Here is a 24763-nt window from a genome sequence, read left to right on the forward strand (position 1 = left end):
AGATCAGCCGGCCGTCTTGGCGAAGCGAGCGAGCAGCTCGTTGCCTTCCTTCTCGATCGTATCGAACGCGTCCTTGACGGTCGTTTCGCCCGAGAAGATGCGGCCGTACTCGCGTTCCATGATTTCGCGGATCTGCGGGTAGAAGCCGAGGCGGTAGCCCTTCGACCAGTCGCCGGCCGGCAGCATGAGTTGCTTGATGCCGACTTCGGCAACCGGCTTCTCCTTGTAGTAGCCGTCCTTCTGGGCAAGCTCGTAGGCTGCCTTGGTGATGGCGACGTAGCCGGTGGCCTTGTGGTAGAAGTACTGGATCTCAGGCGAGGTCAGGAACTGGAAGAAGTCGGCAACGCACTTGTTTTCCTCATCCGACTTGCCGGACATGGCAAACAGAGCAGCACCGCCGATGAACGAGTTGGTGCCGGCGCCCTTGATCGAGCCCCAATAGGGCAGGAAGGTTGCCGAGAACGGCATCTGCGCCGTTTTCTGCAGGCCGCCGAAGGAGCCCGACGAACCGATCCAGAAGGCGGCCTTGCCTTCTTCGAAGACCTTCTGGTTGTCGTTCCAGCCGGCGCCGTAGAACGCGAAGTAGCCTTCGTCCTTCCAGGCCTTGAGCTTGTCGAACATCATGACGAGGTTCGGGTCGGTGACCTTCAGCTCGGTGTCGGCGACGGCATCATAGCCGTTGTTGTTGGTGGCGAACTGGATGTTGTTGCGCGAAAAGAAGTTCTCGGTGAACTGCCAGGTCAGTTGCGACTGGACGAGCGGGATGTAGCCGGCTTCCTTGAGCTTCGGGGCGGCAGCTTCGAACTCTTCCCAGGTCTTCGGCGCTTCGACGCCGGCCTTCTTCAGCGCTTCGTCGTTGATGTACATAATCGGCGCCGACGAGTTGAACGGCATGCCGACGAACTTGCCTTCGCTGTCGGCGTAGAAGTAGCGCACGCCGTCGATGAAGGCGTTGCGGTCGAAGTTGTGGCCAGCCTTGATGATCAGGTCTTCGGCGGGGATGACCGCGCCCTTGGCGTTGATGATGGTGGCGGCACCGGCGTCGAAGACCTGCAGGATGTTCGGCTGTTCGCCCGAGCGGAAGGCGGCGATGCCGGAAGCGAGCGCTTCCTCGTAGGTGCCCTTGGAAACCGGGGTCAGCGCGCAGGCGCTCTGGGCTTCGTTGAACTTCTTGGAAACTTCATTGATGACTTCGCCGTTGCGGCCGGCCATGCCGTGCCACCAGGTAATATCGGTCGCGGCGAGCGACGAGGTCGCCGAAAAGGCAAGGGTAAGGGCTGCGAGCGTAAACTTCTTGAACATGACTAATCCTCTCCACCGGGTTGCGGATGGCAGTGGACTAGTGACCTTCAATGACAGGCTGGTAACGCTTTTATGTCGGAACGATTACAAATTCGCGAATATGTTCCAACTGGAAACTCGGACGGAACAACGCGATCATTTTCCGTCATCCGGTACCGGCTCAGAACGCATCCGCCAGGTGCCGCGGCCAGCCCCAGGGTGTCACCGTGACGATGTCGTAACGTACGGAAAGCCTGTTGAAATCCGGCTGTTTCGCCAGCCAGAGATCGCTTGCGGCACGAATGCGCCTCTGTGCCGTCGCCGTCACGGCAAAGACGCCGTCTTCGGCCGAGCGGCGGGCCTTGACCTCGACGCAGGCGATGAGGTCGCCCCGCCTTGCGATGATGTCGATCTCGCCAAGTTTGGTGCGATGGCGCATGGCGACGATGCGGTAGCCCTTGAGCAGGAGACAAAGCGCGGCGCGGTATTCGGCAAGGTATCCTCGCCTCAGCGCCTTCAGCTTCCGCCTGTCGCCGCCATCAGTCGTCATGGCGCTCCTTCAGTTGCAGCAGCCGGTCATAGAGTTCCTTGCGCGGCAGGCCCGTCTGGCGGGCGGCTTCGGTTGCCGCCTTGCCGGTGGGCATGTCGGCAACGAGGCTTTGCAGCAGCGCATCGACATCGGCCGCTTCCGGTTCGGGCGCGGCGTCAGGAGGGCCGATGACGAGCACGATCTCGCCCTTGACCGGCCCCGCCTGTTCATAATGGGTGGCAAGCTCGCCGAGCGTGCCGCGGCGAAACTCCTCGAAGGTCTTGGTCAATTCGCGGCACACGGACGCCCGTCTGCCGTCCCCCAAAACGTCGGCCGCCGCGGCAACCGTCGCAGCGATCCGGTGCGGCGATTCGAAGAACAGGATGGTTGCCGGCACGGCGGCGAGTTCCCTGAGGCGATCGCGCTTGGCCTTGTCCTTGGTCGGCAGGAAACCGGCAAAGAGGAAAGCGTCGTTCGGCAGGCCCGAACCGACGAGCGCTGCCAGTGGCGCCGAGGCGCCGGGGATCGGCACGACGCGATGTCCGGCTTCGATCGCAAGCTGCCCCAAGCGATAGCCGGGGTCGGAGACCAGCGGCGTGCCGGCATCGGAGACCAGCGCCACCGAACGCCCTTCCGCAAGCGCTGCCAGCAACCGAGGCCCAACCTCGTCGGCATTGTGCTCGTGGTAGGCATAGGGCCGATTGACGATGCCGTAGCGGTCGAGCAGCACGCGTGTAACCCGCGTGTCCTCGCAGGCAAGCACATCGGCGCCGGCCAGCGTTTCCAGCGCCCGCAGCGTGATATCGCCGAGATTGCCGATCGGGGTCGCCACCAGATAGAGCGCGGCATCGAGGGGGCGGGCCGGAACGCTCACATTGTGCAGCCGGTAGCTGCGCTCCCTCTGTCCGCCTGCCGGTTCCGCTGTCTTCTGCTTTTCCACCTGTAACGTCCTGATCGTGCTGACCGATGTGTCTATCCGGCCTTTATGAGTGAGCCACCATGACAGAGCAAGGGCAAGACGGCGGGCCTACGTGCCGCATCTGGGGACAGAAGCCCTCAAACCCCTTGCTTTCCGGGCGCTCTTTCTGCCATTTTGCCGGTCCACATCTATCCGGTCGGTCGGCCGGGGCACTCGCAGTTGACGCTCAGGCGGACGTTTCGCCCGCCGGGCAATGGTTGAAAGCGGCATCCCATGCGCATTACTCTCGAGCGATCCAACCTCCTGAAATCGCTGAACCACGTGCACCGCGTGGTGGAGCGGCGAAACACGATCCCGATCCTCTCGAACGTGCTCCTGCGTTCCGACGGCGCCAGCCTCGAAATGAAGGCGACCGACCTCGACCTCGAAATCACCGAGGCGACCCCGGCGCAGGTGGAACAGGCGGGCGCGACCACTGTGCCGGCGCACCTGCTCTACGACATCGTGCGCAAGCTTCCCGACGGTTCGGAAGTGCTGCTCGCCACCAACGCCGAAGGCACGGCGATGACCGTCGCCTCGGGCCGCTCCAAGTTCTCGCTGCAGTGCCTGCCGCAATCCGACTTCCCGGACTTGACCGCTGGCAGCTTCTCGCATTCGTTCCGCCTCAAGGCGACCGACCTCAAGATGTTGATCGATCGCACCCAGTTCGCGATCTCGACCGAGGAAACCCGCTACTATCTCAACGGCATCTTCGTCCACACGGTCGAAAGCAAGGGTGAGCTGAAGCTTCGCGCTGTCGCAACGGACGGCCACCGCCTGGCGCGCGCCGACGTCGAAGCGCCGTCCGGTTCCGAAGGCATGCCGGGCATCATCATCCCGCGCAAGACCGTCAGCGAATTGCAGAAGCTGCTCGACAACCCGGATCTCGTCGTCACCGTCGAAGTCTCCGACGCCAAGATCCGCCTGACGATGGGCTCGATCGTCATGACCTCGAAGCTGATCGACGGCACCTTCCCCGACTACCAGCGCGTCATCCCGGCCAACAACGACAAGGAACTGCGCGTCGATTGCCAGTCTTTCGCCCAGGCCGTCGACCGCGTATCGACGATCTCTTCGGAGCGCGGCCGCGCCGTCAAGCTGGCGCTGAACGAAGGCCAGATGACGCTGACGGTCAACAATCCGGATTCCGGTAGTGCTACGGAAGAACTGCCCGTCGGCTACGACCACGATCCGCTCGAAATCGGCTTCAACGCCAAGTACCTGCTCGACATCACGTCGCAACTGACCGGCACCGATGCGATCTTCATGCTGGCAGACCCGGGCTCGCCGACGCTCGTCCGTGATCTGGCCGCTGAAGATGCGCTCTATGTGCTCATGCCGATGCGCGTGTAGCCGGGCCTGACGCGGCACGAATTGCCAACCCGTCACGCCCGCGCGTGGCGGGTTTTTTGTTGGCCGCGGCATTTGCGGGCTGTTGATAAGCGAACGCTTTCAGGCGCAGACAGACTTGTTTTTGCCGCAGATGGGGACACATTATGTTGACGCCGCCGCCACCGGCTCGAATCACCGGGTGGGGAATTTTGCGCGGACGGCCTGTGCGAGGAGAGGACAGCGGTTTTGAGGGGTTCAATGAATTTGCGCGTGAAGGTGAAGGAACGGCTCGGACGGAAGTTCGACGAGGAGATTCGCTTTTTCAAGGGATGGATGAGCAACGCCAAGGCCGTCGGCGCGATCCTGCCGACCTCCTCCGTCACCGCGCGCCGAATGGCAAGCGTCATCAACCCGGCCTCGGGCATACCGGTTCTTGAGCTCGGCCCCGGCACTGGCGTCATCACCAAGGCGATCCTGGAACGTGGCCTTGAGCCGTCCAATCTCGTATCGATCGAGTATTCGACCGATTTCTACAATCAGCTCAAGACCAACTTCAACGGCGTCAACTTCATCAACGGCGATGCTTTCGATCTGGAGCATACCCTTGGCGAACTCAATGGCCAGACCTTCGACAGCGTCGTCTCGGCCGTGCCGCTTCTGAACTTCCCGATGCACCGGCGCGTCGAACTGATCGACGATCTGCTGTCGCGCATTCCGGTCGGCCGGCCGGTCGTGCAGATTTCCTACGGACCTTTGTCGCCCGTCGTTGCCATGCCGGACCGCTACAGCATCCAGCATCTCGACTTCGTCGTGCGCAACATTCCGCCGGCGCAGCTCTGGGTCTATCGCCGGGCGCACTGACAGGATGTTCGGCGTCTACGTCACCCATCCGCAGGTCCAGATCGATCCTGATGTGCCCGTCCCGCAATGGGGCCTTTCCACCGTTGGCCGCGAACGCGCGGTCATCACCGCCGCGTTGCCCTGGGTGCGTTCGCTCGGACGGATCGTTTCGAGCGACGAAACCAAGGCGATCGAGACCGCACAACTGCTGGCCGATGCGGCCGGCGTGACGGTTGAGGTCCACCACGACATGGGCGAGAACGATCGGTCGGCTACCGGCTTCCTGCCGCCGCCGGAATTCGAGAAGGCGGCCGACTGGTTCTTCGCCAATCCCACCGAGAGCTTCAAGGGCTGGGAGCGGGCGATCGACGCCCAGGCCCGCATCTCGAATGCGGTCTTTCGGATCCTCGGCGATCACGATCCGAAGATGCCGATCGCCTTCGTCGGCCACGGCGGCGTCGGCACGCTTCTGAAATGTCGGCTCACCGGCGCGCCGATCGCGCGCGCCGCCGACCAGAAGGGTGGCGGCGGCGGCAATGTCTTTGCTTTCCGCCTTGCGGATCGAGCCGTCGCATGCGACTGGACCCCGATGGAACACTGGCAGGGGATTTAGACGATGACCGAAACCGCGCGCGACAGACTGATCGTAGGCCTCGACCTTCCGACGATTGCGGATGCCGAGAAGATCGTGTCGACGCTCGGAAACGACGTCTCCTTCTACAAGATCGGCTACCAGCTGGTCTTTGCCGGCGGCCTGGAATTCGCACGCGACCTGGCCAAGAGCGGCAAGAAGATCTTCCTCGACATGAAGCTGCTCGATATCGACAACACGGTGGCCAAGGGCGTCGAGAACATCGCCAAGATGGGCATGTCGATGCTGACCCTGCACGCCTATCCGAAGGCGATGAAGGCGGCTGTCGAGGCTGCAAAAGGCTCCGACCTCTGCCTGCTCGGCGTCACCGTGCTCACCTCGATGGACGAGCAGGACGTGATCGATGCCGGCTACGAATACGACCCGCACACGCTGGTGCTGCGCCGGGCCGAACAGGCGCGCGCCGCGGGCATGGGCGGCATCGTCTGCTCGGCGGAAGAATCTTCGGCCGTGCGCAAGATTATCGGCCCCAACATGGCGCTCGTCACTCCGGGCATCCGCCCGGCCGGCGCGGACAAGGGCGACCAGAAGCGGGTGATGACGCCCTCCGAGGCGCTCAAGGCCGGATCCAGCCATCTCGTCGTCGCGCGCCCAATCGTCGCAGCCGCCGAGCCGCTTGTCGCTGCCCGCGCCATCCTTGCCGAAATGAACGGCGCGCTTGCCCGCTGATGCCGGGCGGCAGCCCTAGGACCCGCGCGGCCGGCCGATCCGCTTGACCTCGACCCAAATTTGCCGGAAGTAACACTCCCGTCAGCCTTTCGTGCTGCAAGACGAGGAGCTCAGTATGGCCAAGGGATACTGGATCGCACGGGTCGATGTCCGCGACCCCGAGCGCTACAAGGACTATGTGGCGGCCGCAAAGCCGGCCTTCGAGAAGTACGGCGCCAATTTTCTGGCACGCGGCGGTGTGCATCACCGGCTGGAAGGTGGCGTTCGCGCCCGCAACGTGGTGATCGAATTTCCGTCTCTGCAGGCGGCGATCGACTGTTATAACTCGCCCGAGTACCAGATTGCCGCTGCGATCCGCCAGGAAGTCGCCGACGCCGAGATGGTGGTCGTCGAAGGCGTCTGATCCCCACCGCCTCCAACCTTCAGCAGGCTCTGCACGCAGGCGTCGATTGGCCTTCACCTCTCGCGGCTGTTGGGCTATGTAGCAATCAATTCTTTCCGATCCGATCAGGAGTGCACATCCCATGACCTTGTCCAACCTTCCGCCGCTGGTGACGATTTTCGGCGGATCCGGGTTCGTCGGCCGTCATGTGGTGCGCGCGCTCGCCAAGCGCGGCTATCGCATCCGCGTCGCCGTTCGCCGTCCGGATCTTGCCGGCCATCTCCAGCCGCTCGGCAATGTCGGCCAGATCTCCTTCGTCCAGGCGAACCTGCGTTACCGTAAATCGGTCGACCGCGCCGTCGAAGGCTCCGATCACGTCATCAACTGCGTCGGCGTGCTGTTCGAAAGCGGCCGCAACACCTTCGATGCCGTCCAGGATTTCGGCGCCCGTGCGGTGGCTGAAGCCGCCCGCGGCGTCGGCGCGACGCTGACCCACATCTCCGCCATCGGCGCCGACGCATCGTCCGCCTCGAACTACGCCCGCAGCAAGGGCCGCGCCGAGGCTGCGATCCTGGAAACGAAGCCCGACGCAATCATCCTGCGTCCGTCGGTCGTCTTCGGTCCCGAGGACGGCTTCTTCAACAAGTTCGCCAACATGGCCCGCTTCTCGCCGGCCCTGCCGTTGATCGGTGGCGGCGAGACGAAGTTCCAGCCCGTCTACGTGACCGACGTCGCCGAGGCCGTTGCTCGCGCCGTCGACGGCAAGATCGCCAAGGGCAAGATCTACGAACTCGGCGGCCCGGACGTCTTGAGCTTCCGCGACTGTCTCGAGATCATGCTCAACACGATCGACCGCAAGCGCGCACTCGTCTCGCTGCCCTTCGGCGTTGCGTCCCTCATCGGCAGCGTTTCGTCGCTGATCCCCTTCGTCACGCCGCCGCTCACCGCCGACCAGGTGGTGTTGCTGAAATCCGACAATGTCGTCTCGGCAAAGGCCGTTTCGGAAGGCCGCACGCTTTCGGGCATCGGCATCGACCCGACGATGCTGGAACCGATCCTGCCGACCTACCTCGTGCGCTACCGCCCTCAGGGCCAGTACACCCGTAGCGGCCGCGCCGCCTGATCGGCAGCGACCCAGCGATTTTTTTGAACGGCCGCCGGAACCTCCGGCGGCTGTTTTCTGTTGTATTGCGGTAACAGCGTTGCAGTTCTGCCGCACTGGCAAAAGCGATTGGCATTTACCGCAAATTCAACATGTCCTGATATTGATCATGTCATATCCACCAACTAAACACCGCCTCGCGCCCCCGATCCCAAGGCATGACGGCGGGCGGCAGCATCAATCTCGAAAGGCATAGCGTCCATGGGCAAGTCGATCGCAATCTTTTTTGCGTGTGCGGCACTGATCATTCTGGCTGGCTCGTTCATGGCGCCGAACACGGTCGCCAGCAGCGGCAAGGATTGCGCTCCGGCCTATGGCGTCGATCCGTGCACGACCGCGTCGATCGACCTTTCCGGCCACTAAGCCGGCACCCTCTTGGAGGGTAAAATCAGTTATTGGCGGGGGCCAGTGGCCGCGTGCGTTTCTTCTTGAGACGCACGCGGCTTTGTTTTTGGAGGCCGCTTTAGGCCAAAGAAAAAGGCGCGTCCGGAACGCGCCTTTTGTCATTCTGAGACCGTTGGCTTTGCTCAGCCGACCAGCCAGAGACCGATGAGCCCAGCGGTACCAACGATGATGCGCCAGATGGCGAACGGGGTGAAGCCGCGCCGCGAGACGAAGTCGAGCAGCGAGCGTACGACGAAGATGCCGGCGACGAAGGCCGCGATGAAGCCGACGGCAATCATGGTGAAATCGTCGAAGGACAGCGCGTCACGGTTCTTGTAGAGGTCCAGCGTGAAGGCGCCGAGCATGGTCGGCATCGCCAGGAAGAACGAGAACTCGGCGGCCGAGCGCTTGTCGGTGCCCATCAGCAGCGCACCGGCGATCGTCGCGCCGGAACGCGACGTGCCCGGGATCATCGCCAGGCACTGGAACAGGCCGATCTTCAGCGCCAGCGACGGCGGATAGTCCATCACGTCGGTATAGCGCGGCTTCAGCGGCATCTGGTCGATCGCATAGAGGATGACGCCACCGACGATCAGCACGACGCAGATCAGGACAGGCGTCTCGAACAGCACCGTCTTGATGAAATCATGGGCGATGGCGCCGATGATGGCCGCCGGCAGGAAAGCGAGCAGCACTGACACGACGAAGCGGCGCGCCTTGATGCTTGTCGGCAGCGCCAGCGCGATCGACAGAAGCTTCTGGAAATAGACGAGCAGGATTGCCAGAATGGCGCCAAGCTGGATGAGAACGGCGAAGGTGTTGCCCGGCGACTTGAAGCCGAGGAAGTGACCGGCGAGGAGAACATGCGCCGTCGACGAGACAGGGATAAACTCCGTCAGGCCCTCGATGAGCCCGAGGACGAGCGCGCTGATGATCGATTGATCCGCCATATATGAGATTTTCCTGACAAGTTTTGAAGTGGGGGGAAAAGGCTGATTCGCTTGTGTTTGCCACCACAAATTTCTATAGCTCTTTCTTATGAGCCGTGGCCAGACGCTTGCGCCGCCACGCTGATGCCCCCAGCAAAAAGCCTCTGAGAAACCAGATCATCGATGCCGACACTGTATCACCACCCAATGTCCTCCGCCTCACGGTTCGTTCGCCTGATCCTTTCGGAATACGGCTATCAGACGGAACTGACCGATGAGCAGCCCTGGGAAAATCGGCGCGACTTCCTGGCGTTGAACCCGGCCGGCACGCTACCGGTCTATGTTGACGATAGTATGAGGGCTCTCTGTGGGGCCACGATCATCTCGGAATATCTCGACGAGACGAACGGCATCATGAAGCGGGATCGCCGGCTGCTCGCGGAAGATCCGTTCCAGCGCGCCGAGATCCGCCGGCTGGTCGAGTGGTTCCTACAGAAGATGGAAGCCGATGTGACCCGGCCGCTGGTGCGCGAGCGGATCTTCAAGCTGCAGATGACGCCGGACCAGGGCGGCGGCGCGCCCGACAGCAAGATTCTGCGCACGTCCCGCGCCAACATCCGCCAGCACATGAAATACCTCTCGTGGCTCGCGGGCACGCGCACCTGGCTTGCCGGCGACCGCATTTCCTATGCGGATCTCGCCGCGGCCGCGACCGTGTCCGTGCTCGACTATCTTGGAGAAATCGACTGGTCGGACGCTCCGAGCGCCAAGGAATGGTACCAGCGGCTGAAGTCCCGCCCCTCCTTCCGCCCGCTGCTTGCCGAGCGCGTGCGCGGCGTGACCCCCGTTCCGCACTATGCGGATCTCGACTTCTGAGGCGAATAGCGTGCCCGGCATCGATGCCAAGGCAGACAGTGAGGAACGGCGCCGGCTGAAGCTGACGGCGTTCCTGAAGGCGGAAGCGGCAGACAAGGGCTTCGATCTCTGTCGCATCACCCGGCCCGATGCCATTCCGCAAGCCCCAAGCCGGCTCAGGGATTTCCTCGACGAGCGCTTTCACGGCACGATGGACTGGCTCGAGGAGACGGCCGAGCGCCGTTCCGATCCGCGCACGCTCTGGAGCGAGGTGCGCTCCGTCGTCATGTTCGCGATGAACTACGGGCCGGAACACGATCCGCGCGGCATCCTGGAGCAGACCGACCGCGGTGCGATCTCGGTCTATGCCCAGAACCGCGACTATCACGACATCATCAAGGGCAAGCTCAAGGAAGTCGCGACCCGCTTTGCCGCCCGCGCCGGCGAGGACGTCAAGGTCTTCGTCGATACTGCCCCTGTCATGGAAAAGCCGCTGGCGGAGCAGGCCGGCCTCGGCTGGCAGGGCAAGCACACCAATCTCGTCAGCCGCGACTATGGCTCATGGCTGTTTCTCGGCAGCCTGTTCACCACGGCCGACCTTGCGTTCGACGAAGCCGAGCGCGACCATTGCGGCTCCTGCCGCGCCTGCCTCGACGCCTGTCCGACCGACGCCTTCCCGGCGCCCTACCGGATCGACGCGCGCCGTTGCATCTCTTACCTGACGATCGAGCACAAGGGGCCGATCGATCCTGAATTCCGGCCGCTGATCGGCAACCGCATCTATGGCTGCGACGACTGTCTTGCCGCCTGCCCCTGGAACAAGTTCGCGCAGGCGGCCTCGGAAATGAAGCTCAGAGCACGCGACGACCTGAAGGCGCCGTCGCTCGAAACCCTGCTTGACCTCGATGATCCGAGCTTCCGCAGCCTGTTCTCAGGCTCGCCGGTCAAGCGCATCGGTCGAGACCGCTTCGTGCGGAACGTGCTCATCGCCGCCGGCAACTCCGGCAGCCACGCGCTGGTGCCCGCAGTCAAGGCCCGCGTCAACGACACCTCTGCCGTGGTGCGGGCGATGGCGGTCTGGGCGCTGTCACGATTGGTCGCGCCTGCGGCGCTTGCGGAATTTGCCGAACAATGCGAGCCAGAGACGGACGAAGACGTCCTCAACGAATGGCAGATCGCGGGAGTGAGCCGATGCATGTCCTGATCCTTGGCGCCGGTTACTCCGGTACGGCAATCGCAAAAGCGATGGCCCCGACGGCCACAAGCGTCATGGGCACCACCCGGACCGAGGAGAAGGCGACAAAGCTCGAAAGGGCCGGCATCCGCCCGGTCCTCTTCGACGGCGAGACGATCTCCGACGGTCTGGCCGCCGCCCTTGGCAAGGCAACCCATTTGATCCAGTCGATCGCGCCCGGTCGCGACGGTGATCCCATGTTCCGCGCCACGAGCCCGGACCTCGCGCAGATCGCGCCGAACCTCAAATGGATCGGCTACCTCTCGACGGTGGGCGTCTATGGCGACCACGGCGGAGAATGGGTCACCGAGGACATGCTGCGCAAACCGGTCTCGGCCCGCTCTGTCGAGCGCGTGGAAGCGGAAGACGCCTGGATCGCCTTCGGCAAGAGGCAGGATATTCCCGTCGCGGTGCTGAGGCTCTCCGGCATCTACGGCCCCGGACGCAACGCCTTCTGCAATCTCGAAACCGGCACGGCCCGGCGGCTGGTCAAGCCTGGCCAGGTGTTCAATCGCATCCGCGTCGAGGATATCGGCGCCGCGGCGCTGTTCCTCGCCAACACTGGCACCAGCGGTGTCTTCAACATCACCGACAACGAGCCGGCGCCGCCCCAGGACGTGGTCGCGGAAGCCGCCCGGCTGATGGGTGTCGAGCCGCCGCCGGAAACGCCCTTCGAGCAAGCCGAACTGTCGCCGATGGCCCGCACCTTCTATGGCGAAAACAAGCGGGTTTCGAACGCCCGCATGCGCGCAACCGGTTTTGAATTCGCGTTTCCGGATTATCGCGTCTCGCTTGCACAGCTCTGGCAGTCGGGCGCTTGGCGCGGACAGTGAAACGAAATATGGCGCGCGCCAGATAGCATAACCCGTAATGCTTATAGAACGTCGACAGTCAGTCCGTCAGTAATGGTCAGGGCTGGGCGAGCGCAATTGTGACATTCTTTGGATATTCGTTCGATACTTGGCTAATTTCACACAACCTGTGCGCTAGTAACGAATTTTCGACCATCCGGATTCCGGACAATTGGTCCAATTCGAAATTTTTAATGATTTTTTTCGTTTACCGGCGAGTTCGGCCCGCGTGCGGAAGTTGGCAAGCGCTCAACCCCTGATTCCAAAGAACTTCCAGTCCAGGCTTAAACTATTTCAAACAATCTTCGTTTTTGAAATTTCGTCATTTTTTAATAAATCCTAATAGAGCGTAAATGGTTGAAGCACGTTTTTGCCATTTTTCGCCCCAATTAGCGGTTCCCAGAAGTTTTTAACCAAGTGTTTTGACCGAGGGGATCGCCAGTTTGACGCCAGCGAAGATCAAGACTGCTGCCGCTGCAGCGCTATTCACGGCCACTATCGGTCTCGTTTCCGTTTCCGATAGCCATGCAGCCGGCGCCGGCTGCGGCGGCGCATCCTGGTATGCGCTGAGCTCCAAGACCGCCTCCGGCGAGCGCATGAATGCCGCTCACCTGACGGCCGCCCATCGCAGCCTGAAATTCGGCACCAAGGTGCAGGTCACCAACAAGCGCAACGGCAAGAGCGTGATCGTTCGCATCAACGATCGCGGCCCGTTCATCCGCGGCCGCGTCATGGATCTTTCCAAGGCTGCCGCTTCGCAGATCGGCATGGTTCGCTCCGGTACCGCCAGCGTCTGCTACCGCGTCGTCAATTCCTGATCTTGAAATACTGCTACCCGTCCTGCGTTCGGGTGGATCTACTTCGCTAAAGGCCGTTCTCGGCGGTTAATCTTCTCCGCCGTCTTGCTCTTCGATGCCATCGCCGTTACCACGGCGAAAAAGGAGTTGATCGAAGATGCGTTTGGGCGGCAGGCTCGCTGGAGCCATTGAAGTTCTTGAGGATATCGAAAAGCGGAAGCGCCCGGTCGCCGACGCGCTCAAGGATTGGGGCCTTGCCCACCGTTTCGCCGGATCCGGCGATCGCTCGGCGATCGGCAACATCGTCTACGACGCCCTTCGCATGAAGCTCTCCCACGCTTACCTCATGGACAGCGACAGCGCCTCGGCGCTCGGCCATGCGGTGATGTACCGCCAGTGGGGCTTTTCGCCAGAAAAGCTTGCCGCCGAACTCGATGGCGACAAGTTCGCGCCGGAGGCACCGGCCGAACAGCTTCAGGCCTTCAGGTCGCGCCGGATCGAAGACGCCCCGGCCCATGTGCAGGGCGATATCCCCGAATGGGTGCAAGCCTCCTTTGAAGAAAACTTTTCCGACGACTGGCTGGAAGAAGCCAGGGCGCTCGCAGGCCGGCCGACGCTGGACCTGCGCGCCAACACGCTGAAGGCCTCGCGCGCCAAGGTGCTGAAGGCACTGGAGCGCAGCGGCGCCGAGGCAGCGACGATCGCCCGCAACGGCATCCGCATTCCCGCCGGCGAAGGCGCCTCGCGCCTGCCGAACGTGACCGCCGAGCTTTCCTTCCAGAAGGGCTGGTTCGAGGTCCAGGACGAGGGTTCGCAGATCGTCGCCGACCTCGCCTATCCGCAGGAAGGCGAACAGGTGCTCGACTATTGCGCCGGCGGCGGTGGCAAGACGCTCGCCATGTCGGCAGCGATGAACAACAAGGGCCAGGTCCACGCCTACGACACCGACCGCAAGCGGCTCGCCCCGATCATCGAGCGGCTGAAGCGCGCCGGCACCCGCAATGTCCAGGTGCATGAATCGACCGAAAGCCTCGCGCCGCTCGCCGGCCGCTTCGACCGCGTGCTGGTCGATGCGCCCTGCACCGGCACCGGCACCTGGCGCCGGCGTCCCGACACCAAGTGGCGGCTGAACCAGAAGAACCTCGAAGAGCGTATCTCCCAGCAGGAAGAGGCGCTGGCAAGTGCGGCGCAGTTCGTCCGCCCCGGCGGCCACCTGATCTACGTCACCTGCTCGGTTCTGCCTGAGGAAAACGAGGCGCAGGTCTACGGCTTCTGCGAGGACAATCCGGAATTCGAGATCCTGTCGGCCGCCGATATCTGGGCGACGCTGTTTGGCACCGACAAGCCGCAGCCCTGGTCTGCGGACATGAAGACGGTGACGCTGACACCCGCTTCCACCGGCACGGACGGCTTCTTCTTCTGCCTGATGCAACGCAAGGGTTAAGGCCGTTTGACGATCGTCAAAAGGCGCGCATCAGATTGAAAGCGTTCTAAACTATACACTTTGACACAAGTTTGCTTTTGGTTCATGAGAAGCGGGCTCGGCGGGGCCTTTCTCATGGCCTGACGGCTGAACGACGCCATGTTTTGCGGCGCGTTCGACGGCGCCGGGGGACGCAACAGGAGAGGGTCATGACCAAGAAATTTTTCCGCGGCGCCGCGCTGGCGCTGATGACGGCGACCTCGGCGATGGCCCTGCAGCCGGCCCATGCCGCGACCGATGCCGCCGCCGTGGTGAAGCACTACACCGCCGTCGCTCACGCCAAGTTCGAAGATGCGCTGACGACCGCCGAAGCGCTCGACAAGGCGGTCGACGCGCTGATCGCGACGCCGAGCGAAGAAACGCTGAAGGCCGCGCGCGACGCCTGGAAGAAGGCCCGCAACCCCTACCAGGAAACCGAAGTCTACCGCTTCGGCAACGCGATCGTTGACGAGTGGGAAGGCAAGGTCAACGCCTGGCCGCTCGACGAAGGCCTGATCGACTATGTCGACCCGAGCTACGGCACCGAGAGCGACGAGAACGCGCTGTTCACCGCCAATGTCATCGCCAACAAGACGATCAAGATCGACGGCAAGGACGTCGACGCCTCCAACATCACGCCGGAATTCCTGGCGGGCACGTTGCAGGAAGCCGGCGGTATCGAGGCGAACGTCGCGACCGGCTACCACGCGATCGAATTCCTGCTCTGGGGCCAGGACCTGAACGGCACCAAGGCCGGCGCCGGCAACCGCCCCTACACGGACTACGACACCAAGGCCTGCACCGGCGGCAATTGCGACCGCCGCGCCGCCTATCTGAAGGCTGCGACCGAGCTGCTCGTTTCCGACCTCAAGGAAATGGTCGCCAACTGGACGCCGGATGGTGCCGCGACCAAGGCGGTCGAGGCCGACCCGAAGGCTGGCCTCGTCGCCATCCTCACCGGCATGGGCTCGCTCTCCTATGGGGAACTCGCCGGCGAGCGCATGAAGCTCGGCCTCTTGCTGCACGATCCGGAAGAAGAGCATGACTGCTTCTCCGACAACACGCACAACTCGCACCTGCACGACGCGATCGGCATCCAGTCGGCCTATACCGGCGAATACACCCGCGTCGACGGCACCAAGATGACCGGCCCGTCGCTCTCCGAACTCGTCGCGGCCAAGGATGCCGCGCTCGACAAGGAGATGGCGGGCAACCTCGCCACCACGGTCGAGAAGATGCAGGCGATGGCCAAGCGCGCGGAAACGACCGAGGCCTACGACCAGATGATCGGCGAAGGCAATGCCGAGGGCAACGCCACCATTCAGGCGGCGATCGACGGCCTGATCGCTCAGGCAAAGACCGTACAGCGCGTCATTGCGTCGCTGGATCTCGGCACCGTCGAGCTTGAAGGTTCCGACAGCCTGGATAATCCTAACGCCGTCTTCCAATAAGCTGAAAAGGCGGGCCGCATCGACAAAGATGCGGCCCGATCCTCCTGAGATGAAACTCGGCGCTTCCCGCCTTTACGCGCTTCTTCTCGTGCAAGCGCTTTCCACGGCCCTGCCCGCCTCCGCAGGCGATGGCCTTTTGACCGAACGCTCCGATCTCGACGACAAGGACCGCCAGCGCGTGCAGGCGGTGACCCAGCCTGCGACCGATTTCTCCAAGGCGGAAACCTTCGAGGCCATGTCCGGGGGGGCCGCGACCTCGATCGCGCCCGTCAATGCCGACAGTTTTTCGCAGTTTTCGGCCAACCTCACCTTCCAGGAGGAAGAGGGCTTCAAGCTCGGCAACGCGCTCTTTCGCAAGCTCTGGGTTTCCTCCCCCTCCTCCACCCAGGCCTCCGACGGGCTCGGTCCGCTCTACAACGCCCGCGCCTGCCAGAGCTGTCACCTGAAGGACGGGCGCGGCCGTCCGCCGGAGGGTGCCGTCGATACGACCTCGATGTTCTTCCGCCTGGCGCGGCCGCCCCGCGACGACGAAGAGCGGCGGATGATTGCCGCGCACGAAGTGGTAAACTTCGGCGACCCTGTCTATGGCGCCCAGCTTCAGGACAGCGCCGTGCCCGGCCTTGCCGCCGAAGGCCATCTGAAGGTCAGCTACACCGAAGAGACCTTCACCTTTCCCGACGGCGAAACCGCGTCGCTGCGCCGGCCCAGCTACTTCGTCGCCGACCTTGCCTACGGACCGCTCGATCCGGCAACGACGCTCTCGCCGCGCGTGGCGCAGCCGATGATCGGCCTCGGCCTGATCGAGGCGATCCATGAGGCGGATATTCTGGCGAACGCCGACCCCGACGATAGGGATGGTGACGGCATCAGCGGCCGACCGGCGCTGACGCGGGATGCCAAGACCGGCAAGCTCATGCTCGGCCGCTTCGGCTGGAAGGCGCAGAACGCCACCGTGCGGCAGCAGAGCGCCGATGCCTTCGCCACCGATATCGGCATCTCGTCTCCCGACGCCGACCGGCCGCACGGCGATTGCACCGCAGCCCAGAAAAAATGCCTGACGATGCCGACCGGCGAGCAGGCGCGCCTCGGCCCCACCGAGGCGCCCGACCCGGTGCTCAACCTCGTGACCTTCTACTCGGAGAACCTCGCCGTGCCGGCGCGGCGCAAGGCGAGCTTTGCCGAAACGCTCCGCGGCAAGAAGGTCTTTTACGATCTCGGCTGCACCAGCTGCCACACGCCGAAATTCGTCACCCGCCGCGATGCGGTGGGCAAGGCGCAATCCTTCCAGCTGATCTGGCCCTATTCCGATTTCCTGCTGCACGACATGGGCGAGGGTCTTGCCGACGGGCAGCAGGTGGGTGTGGCTACCGGCCGCGAGTGGCGCACGCCGCCGCTTTGGGGCATCGGCTTGACGAAGACCGTCAGTGGGCACACTTTCCTGCTGCACGACGGACGCGCCCGCAATTTCACCGAAGCGATCCTGTGGCACGGCGGCGAAGGGCAGAAGGCCCGTGATGCCTTTGCCGCCCTTGCCGCAGGCGATCGCCGCGATCTCCTTGCCTTCCTGGAGTCACTCTGATGCCCCGCACGCATACGCTTACTCTCGCTTTTGCCTTAACCCTGACGGCCGTTTTCCCCGCAGTGGCCCAGGAAGGAAGCGCGCTCTCGCCGCGCGTCGTCAACGAGGCGGCCGTGCCTACGGTCATGGCCAAGGCCGTCGACGACTTCATCATCCCCGGCTACCGCAACCTCACGGAAAAGACCGCTGCCGCCACAAAGGCCACGGCCAAGCTCTGCGCGGCGCCGTCGCAGGCGACGGTCGACGGCGCTCGCGCTGCGTTTTCCGAGGTGGTCGGCGCCTGGTCGGCGATCGAGGTGGTGAGGCTTGGTCCAGCGCTTGAGCAGAACCGCTTTGAGCGGTTCCTGTTCTACCCCGACCGCAAGAGCACGGGCTTGAAGCAGGTGCAGGCGATCGTCTCGAAGAAGGACGAAAGCGCTGCGGACGAAGCCAGGCTCAAGGGCAAGAGCGTCGCAGCGCAAGGCCTCGGCGCGCTCGAATACGTGCTCTACGGCACGGGCGCCGAGGCGCTTCTGAACAAGGACGGCGATTTCCGCTGCCGCTACGGCCTGGCGATCACCAAGAACCTCGACACCCTCGCCAACGAGCTCCTGGCCGCGTGGCAGAAGCCCGACGGCATTCAGGCGGCGTGGAAACATCCGGGGCCCAACAATGCCGAGTTCCGCGACAACCGCGAGGCGGCAACCGAACTGCTCGGCATTCTCGTCCATGGCGTCGAGACGGTGAAGGACCAGCGGCTGAAACCGTTCTACGAGGGCAAGGACGACAAGGGACATCCGAAGCTCGCGATCTACTGGCGCTCCGGCAACACTATGCCGTCGATCGCCGCGAACGTCCGGGGGCTGAAGACCCTGTTCGACGTGGCCGACATGCAGAGCCTGCTGCCGGAAGACAGCCGCTCGGTCGCGGGTTCGGCCGACTTCGTCTTCAAGTCGGTGATCAGCATGGCCGGCAATGTCGACGGGCCGATCGACGCGGCGCTTGTCGACGAAGACAAACGCGGCAAGCTCGCCTTCCTGTCGCTCAACGTCAACGACCTGCTCAACCGCCTGAACAACGATTTCGGCGGCGCGATCGGCCTTGGCGCCGGCTTCTCCTTTGCCGATGGCGACTGAGAAATCCGGCGGCCCGACCGGGTGTTGACAAGGACGATTTTTGGGCGCAAAGCGCTTCCCGTGTCCGCTCTCGCGGGCACGTTTCACCACAAGGACCAACTCCCAATGAACCCCGACAGTCGAAGTCGAGCCTTCACGCTCACGACCGTCCGGTCCTGATTTGATCAGGGCTTCACGGCGGTCGGATGACTCGCCCTATGGAGCCCAATATGCTGCGCATCTTCAAAAGCCAGAACAGCCACCTCGTGCTTGTCGACATGCTCGACGGCATCGCGCTGCCGACCCCTGCCATCTGGTACGACCTTCTCAATCCCTCCGCCGAGGAGACGCGCCTGGTCGAGGGCCAGCTCGGCATCGAGATCCCGACCCGTGACGAGATGCAGGAGATCGAGCTTTCCGACCGCCTCTACCAGGAAGCCGGCGCGGAATTCATGACGATGACCGCAGCGGCCAAGCTTGACAGCGACTATCCGGTCAAGGTGCCGGTGACCTTCATCCTCAAGGGCACGACGCTGGTCACGGTGCGCCATGCCGACCCGAAGCCGTTCCAGACCTTTTCCCACCGCATCCAGAAGGCCAACGGCCAGATCTGCGAGAGCGGCGAACTGGTGATGCTCGGCCTGTTGGAAGCGATCATCGACCGCACAGCGGACGCGCTGGAGCGCGCCGGCAGCGAGGTCGACGCGATCTCGCGCGAAGTGTTCCGCAAGACCAATGCCAGCGCTACCAAGAAGACGCGCAACCTGCAGTCGCTGATCGAACAGATCGGCCAGAAGGGCGATCTGTTGACGGTCATTCGCGAAAGCCTGGTCAGCATCGGCCGGCTCGTCGCCTATCACGTGGCGCTCGAAGGCATGGGGCCGCGCAAGGCCGGCAAGGAGAGCCGTCAGCGGATCAAGCTGATCCAGCGGGACGCGACCTCGCTTGGCGACCACGCGCTGTTCTTGTCGAACAAGATCAACTTCCTGCTCGACGCAACGCTCGGCCTCATCAATCTCGAGCAGAACCAGATCATCAAGATCTTCTCGGTTGCCGCCGTCGTGTTCCTGCCGCCGACCCTGGTCGCCTCGATCTATGGCATGAACTTCGGGGTGATGCCGGAACTGCAGTGGGAGTTCGGCTACCCTGCGGCACTGATGCTGATGGTGATCTCGGCGATCGTGCCCTATTTCTACTTCAAGCGCCGGGGCTGGCTCTGAGCGCGCAACCTCCACGACGAGCGAGGATGGCATGACAGCCGCCACGGGCCTGATCGACCGGCGCAGTTTCCTGAAGATGACGGGCGCTGCCTGGATGGCGAGCCTCGCGCCTGAGCGAGCATTCGCCCTGACCCGGGCGGATGCCGTCTTCGCCTCGGCCTTCATGGCACCGGATGGCAGCTATGGCGTTGCGACGCTGACGGAAGCGGGCGAGATCATCGACCGCACCGCGCTGCCGGCCCGGGCCCACGGCATGGCCTATTCGCCGGCCAGCCGCCGCGCCGTCGCCTTTGCCCGCAGACCCGGCACCTATGCGATGATCCTTGCGACCGATGGCTCGGCCGAGCCGGTGGTCATTGTCGCGGCCGACGGCCGGCATTTCTACGGCCACGGCTGCTTCTCAGGAGACGGCAAGCTGCTCTATGCCACCGAGAACGACTTTGCCGCCAACCGCGGCATGGTCGGTATCTATGACGGCAGCGATAACTTCGCTCGCATAGGCGAATTCCCGACCTATGGCATCGGCCCGCACGACATGACGCTGAGCGCCGACGGGAAACTGCTGGCGATCGCCAATGGCGGCATCGAGACCCATCCGGATTTCGGCCGCACCAAGCTCAATCTCGACCACATGCAGCCGAGCCTGACGCTGGTCGATACCACGACCGGCGCGCTGGTGCAGAAGCACGGTCTGCCGGATGATCTCAGCCGTCTGTCAACACGCCATGTCGACATCGGTCCGAAGGGCGAAATCTGGTTTGCCTGCCAATACGAAGGCGCGCGCAACGATCTGCCGCCGCTCGTCGGCTCGTTCTCCAAGGGCGAGGACCTGAAGTTCCTGTCGCTGCCCGAGCGCACGACCGAAGCGCTGGCGAACTATGTCGGCGCCATCGCCGTCAACCGGGACGAGGGACTGATCGGGCTGACGTCTCCGAAGGGCGGCGTGGCGGTGACGCTCGACGCACGAACCGGCGCGGTGCTGAAGCAAGAGCGCGTCGTCGATGCGGCGGGGGTCGCCAGCGCCGATCACGGCTTTGCCGTTTCCTCCTATGACGGCCACTTCAAGGCCAACAAGAGCCGCGTGGCCTGGGACCAGCACATCGTGCGGCTGGTTTAGCGCCAAAGCGATCTCAGGCCGAAAAGCGGCCGTCGCCCGAGAGCTTTGCCAGATCGTTCCAGCGATAGGCGGTCTGGTCGTGGTTTTCGCCACCGAGACTCACCTGTCCCTGGCCGACGGCAACGGCGCCAAGGCGCTCGTAGAAACCCCGACTCGGGTTGCTGGAAAGCACCCAGGCAAAGAGCGACTTTCCGCCCAACTCCCGGCAGTGGCCGGCGACGCTGCGCACCAATGCCGAACCGATGCCGGCCCCCTGGAATTCCTTGAGGATATAGAGTGCATAGAGCTCCCGGTCGAACCGCGGCGGCATCGAGCGCGCTTTGCCGTAATTGGCAAAGCCGATCACCCTGTTCGTGCTCATGTCGACCGCGACCAGATGAAACACATCGGCGATGCGCATGCGCCTTGCGTGACGCAGCGCCTGTTCCTCGATGCTCATGCCGTCGAGAAAGGCATCGGAAATCAGCCCGCGGAACGTCGATCGCCAGGTTTCGACGATGACGGAGGCGATCATCATGATGTCATCCGGGCCGGCCGGGCGGATGTCGATGCGTCTGAAGCTCTTCATGGCGATGATATAGGTGACACATCGCGGCTTCAAAACGGCAAGGCCGCTGGAAAGCGTCAAAGTTTGTTCTATCTGTCGAAGCCATGAACAGACCAATCGTTTACGCAATCTTCATCGCCGCCGTTCTCGGCCTCGGCCTTCTCATCGGCTACAACAACATCCCCGGCGAATGGTACCAGTCGCTGGCAAAACCCGCCTTCAATCCGCCGAACTGGGTCTTCGCGCCGGTCTGGTCGATCCTCTACGTGATGATCGGCATCGCCGGTGCCAGGATCTTTCTCGACCATCTCCGTACCGCCGCCATGCGCCTGTGGCTGGCGCAGATGATGCTCAACTTCCTCTGGTCGCCGCTGTTCTTCGGCATGCAGGATATCTCGTCGGCGATGATCGTCATCCTTGCGCTCGTGATCGCGGTCGCCGGCTTCGTCGTCGCAAGCTGGCAAAGAGACCGTCTTTCGGCCCTGCTGTTCCTCCCCTATCTCGCCTGGGTTGCGTTTGCGACCGCACTCAACAGCGCGATTTTGCTCATGAATTGAACTTGTCGGACCTTCATGAGCGTGCCACTGTCCGCCCAGCATAATGATGCCGCGCGACACAAAGGCCCGTGGACTGATGGATGACCGTGATCCCCCCGATTTCCGAAACCGCATCCGCAACAGTTTTGCGCGGCAGGCGGCGATGCGCACGATCGGCGCCGAACTGACACTGGTCGAGCAGGGCACGGTCGAAATCGAGCTGCCCTTCGACGACAAGCTGACGCAGCAGCATGGCTTCCTGCACGCCGGCGTGATCTCCGCAGCACTGGATTCGGCCGGCACCTATGCGGCCTATTCGGTGATCGACCCGGAGGCCTCGATCCTGACGATCGAGTTCAAGGTCAACCTGCTTTCGCCCGGACGCGGCGAGCGGTTCCTGTTCCGCGGCGAGGTGACCAAGCCCGGCTCGACGATCATCGTTTCCGACGGCCGCGGCTATGCGATCCGCTCCGACGGACCGGCAAAGCTGATCGCCTCGATGACCGGAACGATGATGGTGGTGCGCGGACGCGAAGGGATCGAAGGATGAGTTTTGCCGTGAAGGATGTTGCCGGACGCAAGGTGCTCTACGTCATGGCCGTGGATGCCGAATACGGTCCGCATCTGAAGGGTCGGATCAAGCCGCTGATGACCGGCGTCGGCCCGGTCGAGGCCGCCGTCGTGTTGACGCGCACTCTTGCTGAACTTTCGGCCGAGCGGGCCCTGCCCGATCTCGTCGTTTCCCTCGGTTCGGCGGGTGCGGCCAAGCTCGAACAGACGGAAGTCTACCAGGCTGTTTCCGTCGGCTACCGCGACATGGACGCCTCGCCGCTCGGCTTCGAGAAGGGGAGAACGCCGTTTCTCGACCTTCCGGCCGTGGTGCCGCTGCCGCTGCGCATCCCCGGCGTGCCCGAGGCGCGGCTTTCGACTGGCGCCAACATCGTGTCGGGCGCTGCCTATGATGGGATCGACGCCGACATGGTGGAGATGGAGACCTTCGCGGTCTTGCGCGCCTGCCAGTCCTTCGGAACTCCCTTGATTGCGCTTCGCGGCATTTCAGACGGCAAGGCCGAACTGAAGCATATCAACGACTGGACGGAGTATCTTCACGTCATCGACGAGAAGCTTGCAAGCGTGATCGACCGGTTGGAGAATGCGGTCTTGAGTGGAGCGATCCCGCTCTAAAACCCCGGAATTGTCCGGGTGCAATTGAATCGTTGCGTCGTTGGCGGGCTTTCATTAAAGGCTCGCCATGATCAAGCTTGTTTGAAGGCACCCAATGACCCAGACAGCCCATCCCGACACCGTCCTTATCGTCGACTTCGGCAGCCAGGTGACGCAGCTCATCGCCCGACGCGTCCGCGAATCCGGTGTCTATTGCGAAATCGTGCCGTTCCAGTCGGCTGAAGAAGGTTTTCAGCGGCTGAAGCCGAAGGCCGTCATCCTCTCCGGTAGCCCGGCCTCCACGCTCGACATCGGCTCGCCGCGTGCGCCCTCGGTGATCTTCGATAGCGGCCTGCCGGTCTTCGGCATCTGCTATGGCCAGCAGACCATCTGCGCCCAGCTCGGCGGCAAGGTCGAGAGCGGCCACCACCGCGAATTCGGCCGCGCCTTCCTCGAAGTCGAGAAGGACTGCCCGCTGTTCGAAGGCCTCTGGTCGGTCGGCTCGCGCCACCAGGTCTGGATGTCACACGGCGACCGCGTCACCGCAATCCCCGAGGGCTTCGAGGTCGTCGCGACCTCCGCCAACGCGCCCTTCGCCTTCATCGCCGACGAGAAGCGCAAGTACTACGCCGTGCAGTTCCATCCGGAAGTGGTGCACACGCCCGACGGCGCCAAGCTGATTTCCAACTTCGTGCACAAGATTGCCGGCATCAAGGGCGACTGGTCGATGTCGGCCTACCGCGCCAAGGCGGTCGAAGCGATCCGCAAGCAGGTTGGCGACAAGAAGGTCATCTGCGCGCTCTCGGGCGGCGTCGACAGCTCGGTCGCAGCGCTCCTGATCCATGAAGCGGTTGGCGACCAGCTCACCTGCATCCTCGTCGACCACGGCCTGATGCGCAAGGACGAGGTAAAGAACGTCGTCTCGATGTTCGAGGAGCACTACAACCTGCACCTCCTGCACGTCGACGCATCCGACCGCTTCATCGGCGAACTGGAAGGCCAGAGCGATCCCGAGACCAAGCGCAAGATCATCGGCCGCCTGTTCATCGAAGTGTTCGAGGAAGAGGCAAAGAAGCTCGGCGGCGCCGACTTCCTCGCTCAGGGCACGCTCTACCCCGACGTCATCGAAAGCGTTTCCTTCACCGGCGGCCCGTCGGTGACGATCAAGTCGCACCACAATGTCGGCGGCCTGCCCGAGCGCATGAACATGCAGCTCGTCGAGCCGCTGCGCGAACTCTTCAAGGACGAAGTGCGCGTGCTCGGCCGCGAGCTCGGCCTGCCCGACAGCTTCATCGGCCGCCACCCCTTCCCGGGTCCGGGCCTCGCCATCCGTTGCCCGGGCGGCATCAGCCGCGAGAAGCTCGAAATCCTGCGCGAAGCCGATGCGATCTATCTCGACGAGATCCGCAAGGCCGGCCTCTACGACGCCATCTGGCAGGCCTTCGCCGTGCTTCTGCCAGTGCAGACCGTCGGCGTCATGGGCGATGGCCGCACCTACGAGTTCGTCTGTGCCCTTCGCGCCGTCACCTCGGTCGACGGCATGACGGCGGACTTCTACCACTACGACATGGAATTCCTCGGCCGCGCGGCGACGCGCATCATCAACGAGGTCCGCGGCATCAACCGCGTCGTCTACGACGTCACCTCGAAGCCGCCAGGCACGATCGAGTGGGAATAAACACGCGGACGCATCTGCTGCGTCGGCGATAGAAAGCGTTAAAGGGCGTGCTTCGGCGCG

Annotated in this window: 26 protein-coding genes; 21 read left to right on the forward strand and 5 right to left on the reverse strand. The window is 63.3% G+C overall.

All coding sequences use genetic code 11. The features are described 5' to 3' along the window. Positions 1-3 precede the first annotated feature (3 nt). The 3 genes from ACIQUG_RS19210 to rsmI form a co-directional block, all read right to left on the reverse strand. On the reverse strand, positions 4-1302 hold the full coding sequence (locus ACIQUG_RS19210; RefSeq protein ID WP_402323543.1) for an extracellular solute-binding protein: 1299 nt from the start codon (positions 1300-1302) through the stop codon (positions 4-6). Between the two features lie 160 nt (positions 1303-1462). After that, positions 1463-1831 carry a YraN family protein gene (locus ACIQUG_RS19215; RefSeq protein ID WP_402323544.1) on the reverse strand — a complete coding sequence of 123 codons (369 nt, stop codon included), beginning with the start codon at positions 1829-1831 and terminating at the stop codon, positions 1463-1465. Further along, entirely contained in the window at positions 1821-2750 is a 930-nt protein-coding gene (gene rsmI, locus ACIQUG_RS19220; RefSeq protein ID WP_402323545.1) for a 16S rRNA (cytidine(1402)-2'-O)-methyltransferase, read from the reverse strand. Before rsmI ends, ACIQUG_RS19215 begins: the two co-directional genes overlap by 11 nt. 252 nt (positions 2751-3002) lie before the next feature. Between rsmI and dnaN the strand changes: the two genes are divergently transcribed. The 7 genes from dnaN to ACIQUG_RS19255 all read left to right on the forward strand — a co-directional run bounded on the left by dnaN (position 3003) and on the right by ACIQUG_RS19255 (position 8168). Further along, entirely contained in the window at positions 3003-4121 is a 1119-nt protein-coding gene (dnaN, locus tag ACIQUG_RS19225; RefSeq protein ID WP_192448080.1) for a DNA polymerase III subunit beta, read from the forward strand. Positions 4122-4358: 237 nt separating this feature from the next. Continuing rightward, positions 4359-4961, forward strand: coding sequence for a phospholipid N-methyltransferase PmtA (gene pmtA, locus ACIQUG_RS19230; RefSeq protein WP_402323546.1), 603 nt, complete (start codon positions 4359-4361; stop codon positions 4959-4961). A gap of 4 nt (positions 4962-4965) precedes the next feature. Next, positions 4966-5553 (forward strand): histidine phosphatase family protein, encoded by a 588-nt coding sequence (locus ACIQUG_RS19235; RefSeq protein ID WP_402323547.1) that lies wholly within the window; start codon positions 4966-4968, stop codon positions 5551-5553. Between the two features lie 3 nt (positions 5554-5556). Beyond that, a complete protein-coding gene (pyrF, locus tag ACIQUG_RS19240) occupies positions 5557-6261 on the forward strand; it encodes an orotidine-5'-phosphate decarboxylase (protein ID WP_402323548.1) in 705 nt (234 codons plus the stop codon). Positions 6262-6376: 115 nt separating this feature from the next. After that, positions 6377-6664: a DUF1330 domain-containing protein gene (locus ACIQUG_RS19245; RefSeq protein WP_043615443.1), complete on the forward strand. Its 288-nt coding sequence runs from the start codon at positions 6377-6379 to the stop codon at positions 6662-6664. Positions 6665-6785: 121 nt separating this feature from the next. Next, the gene (locus ACIQUG_RS19250; protein WP_043615439.1) at positions 6786-7766 is read left to right on the forward strand and encodes a complex I NDUFA9 subunit family protein; all 981 of its coding nucleotides are present in this window, start codon (positions 6786-6788) and stop codon (positions 7764-7766) included. 240 nt (positions 7767-8006) lie between these two features. Continuing rightward, positions 8007-8168, forward strand: a complete 162-nt coding sequence (locus ACIQUG_RS19255; RefSeq protein ID WP_034804494.1) for a hypothetical protein — start codon at positions 8007-8009, stop codon at positions 8166-8168. Positions 8169-8332: 164 nt separating this feature from the next. Here ACIQUG_RS19255 and ACIQUG_RS19260 read toward each other — a convergent pair whose 3' ends face one another. Then, complete coding sequence (locus ACIQUG_RS19260) at positions 8333-9139, reverse strand: undecaprenyl-diphosphate phosphatase (RefSeq protein WP_402323549.1); 807 nt, start codon at positions 9137-9139, stop codon at positions 8333-8335. Between the two features lie 162 nt (positions 9140-9301). Here ACIQUG_RS19260 and ACIQUG_RS19265 point away from each other — a divergent pair, with 162 nt between their 5' ends. The 10 genes from ACIQUG_RS19265 to ACIQUG_RS19310 all read left to right on the forward strand — a co-directional run bounded on the left by ACIQUG_RS19265 (position 9302) and on the right by ACIQUG_RS19310 (position 20778). Beyond that, positions 9302-9994: a glutathione S-transferase family protein gene (locus ACIQUG_RS19265; RefSeq protein ID WP_043615432.1), complete on the forward strand. Its 693-nt coding sequence runs from the start codon at positions 9302-9304 to the stop codon at positions 9992-9994. Further along, positions 9975-11177: a tRNA epoxyqueuosine(34) reductase QueG gene (queG, locus tag ACIQUG_RS19270; RefSeq protein WP_402323550.1), complete on the forward strand. Its 1203-nt coding sequence runs from the start codon at positions 9975-9977 to the stop codon at positions 11175-11177. Before ACIQUG_RS19265 ends, queG begins: the two co-directional genes overlap by 20 nt. Next, a complete protein-coding gene (locus ACIQUG_RS19275) occupies positions 11165-12040 on the forward strand; it encodes an SDR family oxidoreductase (RefSeq protein WP_402323551.1) in 876 nt (291 codons plus the stop codon). The genes queG and ACIQUG_RS19275 overlap by 13 nt, the downstream gene beginning before the upstream one ends. 461 nt (positions 12041-12501) lie before the next feature. Further along, a complete protein-coding gene (locus tag ACIQUG_RS19280) occupies positions 12502-12876 on the forward strand; it encodes a septal ring lytic transglycosylase RlpA family protein (RefSeq protein ID WP_060519659.1) in 375 nt (124 codons plus the stop codon). Between the two features lie 136 nt (positions 12877-13012). Continuing rightward, positions 13013-14299: an RsmB/NOP family class I SAM-dependent RNA methyltransferase gene (locus ACIQUG_RS19285; protein ID WP_402323552.1), complete on the forward strand. Its 1287-nt coding sequence runs from the start codon at positions 13013-13015 to the stop codon at positions 14297-14299. A gap of 188 nt (positions 14300-14487) precedes the next feature. Beyond that, positions 14488-15768 (forward strand): imelysin family protein, encoded by a 1281-nt coding sequence (locus tag ACIQUG_RS19290; RefSeq protein WP_043615417.1) that lies wholly within the window; start codon positions 14488-14490, stop codon positions 15766-15768. Between the two features lie 49 nt (positions 15769-15817). Further along, positions 15818-17347 carry a di-heme oxidoredictase family protein gene (locus tag ACIQUG_RS19295; RefSeq protein ID WP_402323553.1) on the forward strand — a complete coding sequence of 510 codons (1530 nt, stop codon included), beginning with the start codon at positions 15818-15820 and terminating at the stop codon, positions 17345-17347. Then, positions 17347-18462, forward strand: coding sequence for an imelysin family protein (locus tag ACIQUG_RS19300; RefSeq protein WP_402323554.1), 1116 nt, complete (start codon positions 17347-17349; stop codon positions 18460-18462). The genes ACIQUG_RS19295 and ACIQUG_RS19300 overlap by 1 nt, the downstream gene beginning before the upstream one ends. Positions 18463-18671: 209 nt before the next feature. Further along, positions 18672-19661 (forward strand): magnesium transporter CorA family protein, encoded by a 990-nt coding sequence (locus tag ACIQUG_RS19305; RefSeq protein WP_402323555.1) that lies wholly within the window; start codon positions 18672-18674, stop codon positions 19659-19661. 31 nt (positions 19662-19692) lie between these two features. Continuing rightward, a complete protein-coding gene (locus tag ACIQUG_RS19310; RefSeq protein ID WP_402323556.1) occupies positions 19693-20778 on the forward strand; it encodes a DUF1513 domain-containing protein in 1086 nt (361 codons plus the stop codon). Between the two features lie 13 nt (positions 20779-20791). Here the strand turns inward: ACIQUG_RS19310 and ACIQUG_RS19315 are convergent, their stop codons facing one another. Further along, positions 20792-21346 (reverse strand): GNAT family N-acetyltransferase, encoded by a 555-nt coding sequence (locus ACIQUG_RS19315; protein ID WP_043625836.1) that lies wholly within the window; start codon positions 21344-21346, stop codon positions 20792-20794. An 83-nt stretch (positions 21347-21429) separates the two neighbouring features. On the opposite strand from ACIQUG_RS19315, the gene ACIQUG_RS19320 reads away from it, so the two are divergent. The 4 genes from ACIQUG_RS19320 (at position 21430) to guaA (ending at position 24703) form a co-directional block, all read left to right on the forward strand. Further along, a complete protein-coding gene (locus ACIQUG_RS19320; protein WP_402323557.1) occupies positions 21430-21882 on the forward strand; it encodes a TspO/MBR family protein in 453 nt (150 codons plus the stop codon). A gap of 76 nt (positions 21883-21958) precedes the next feature. After that, positions 21959-22411 carry a PaaI family thioesterase gene (locus tag ACIQUG_RS19325; RefSeq protein ID WP_192448094.1) on the forward strand — a complete coding sequence of 151 codons (453 nt, stop codon included), beginning with the start codon at positions 21959-21961 and terminating at the stop codon, positions 22409-22411. Next, entirely contained in the window at positions 22408-23046 is a 639-nt protein-coding gene (locus tag ACIQUG_RS19330; RefSeq protein ID WP_402323558.1) for a 5'-methylthioadenosine/S-adenosylhomocysteine nucleosidase, read from the forward strand. The genes ACIQUG_RS19325 and ACIQUG_RS19330 overlap by 4 nt, the downstream gene beginning before the upstream one ends. 94 nt (positions 23047-23140) lie before the next feature. Further along, the gene (guaA, locus tag ACIQUG_RS19335; RefSeq protein ID WP_402323559.1) at positions 23141-24703 is read left to right on the forward strand and encodes a glutamine-hydrolyzing GMP synthase; all 1563 of its coding nucleotides are present in this window, start codon (positions 23141-23143) and stop codon (positions 24701-24703) included. The last annotated feature ends 60 nt before the right edge of the window (positions 24704-24763 follow it).

The sequence above is a fragment of the Ensifer sp. NPDC090286 genome, from assembly GCF_044769565.1.
Classification (GTDB): domain Bacteria; phylum Pseudomonadota; class Alphaproteobacteria; order Rhizobiales; family Rhizobiaceae; genus Ensifer.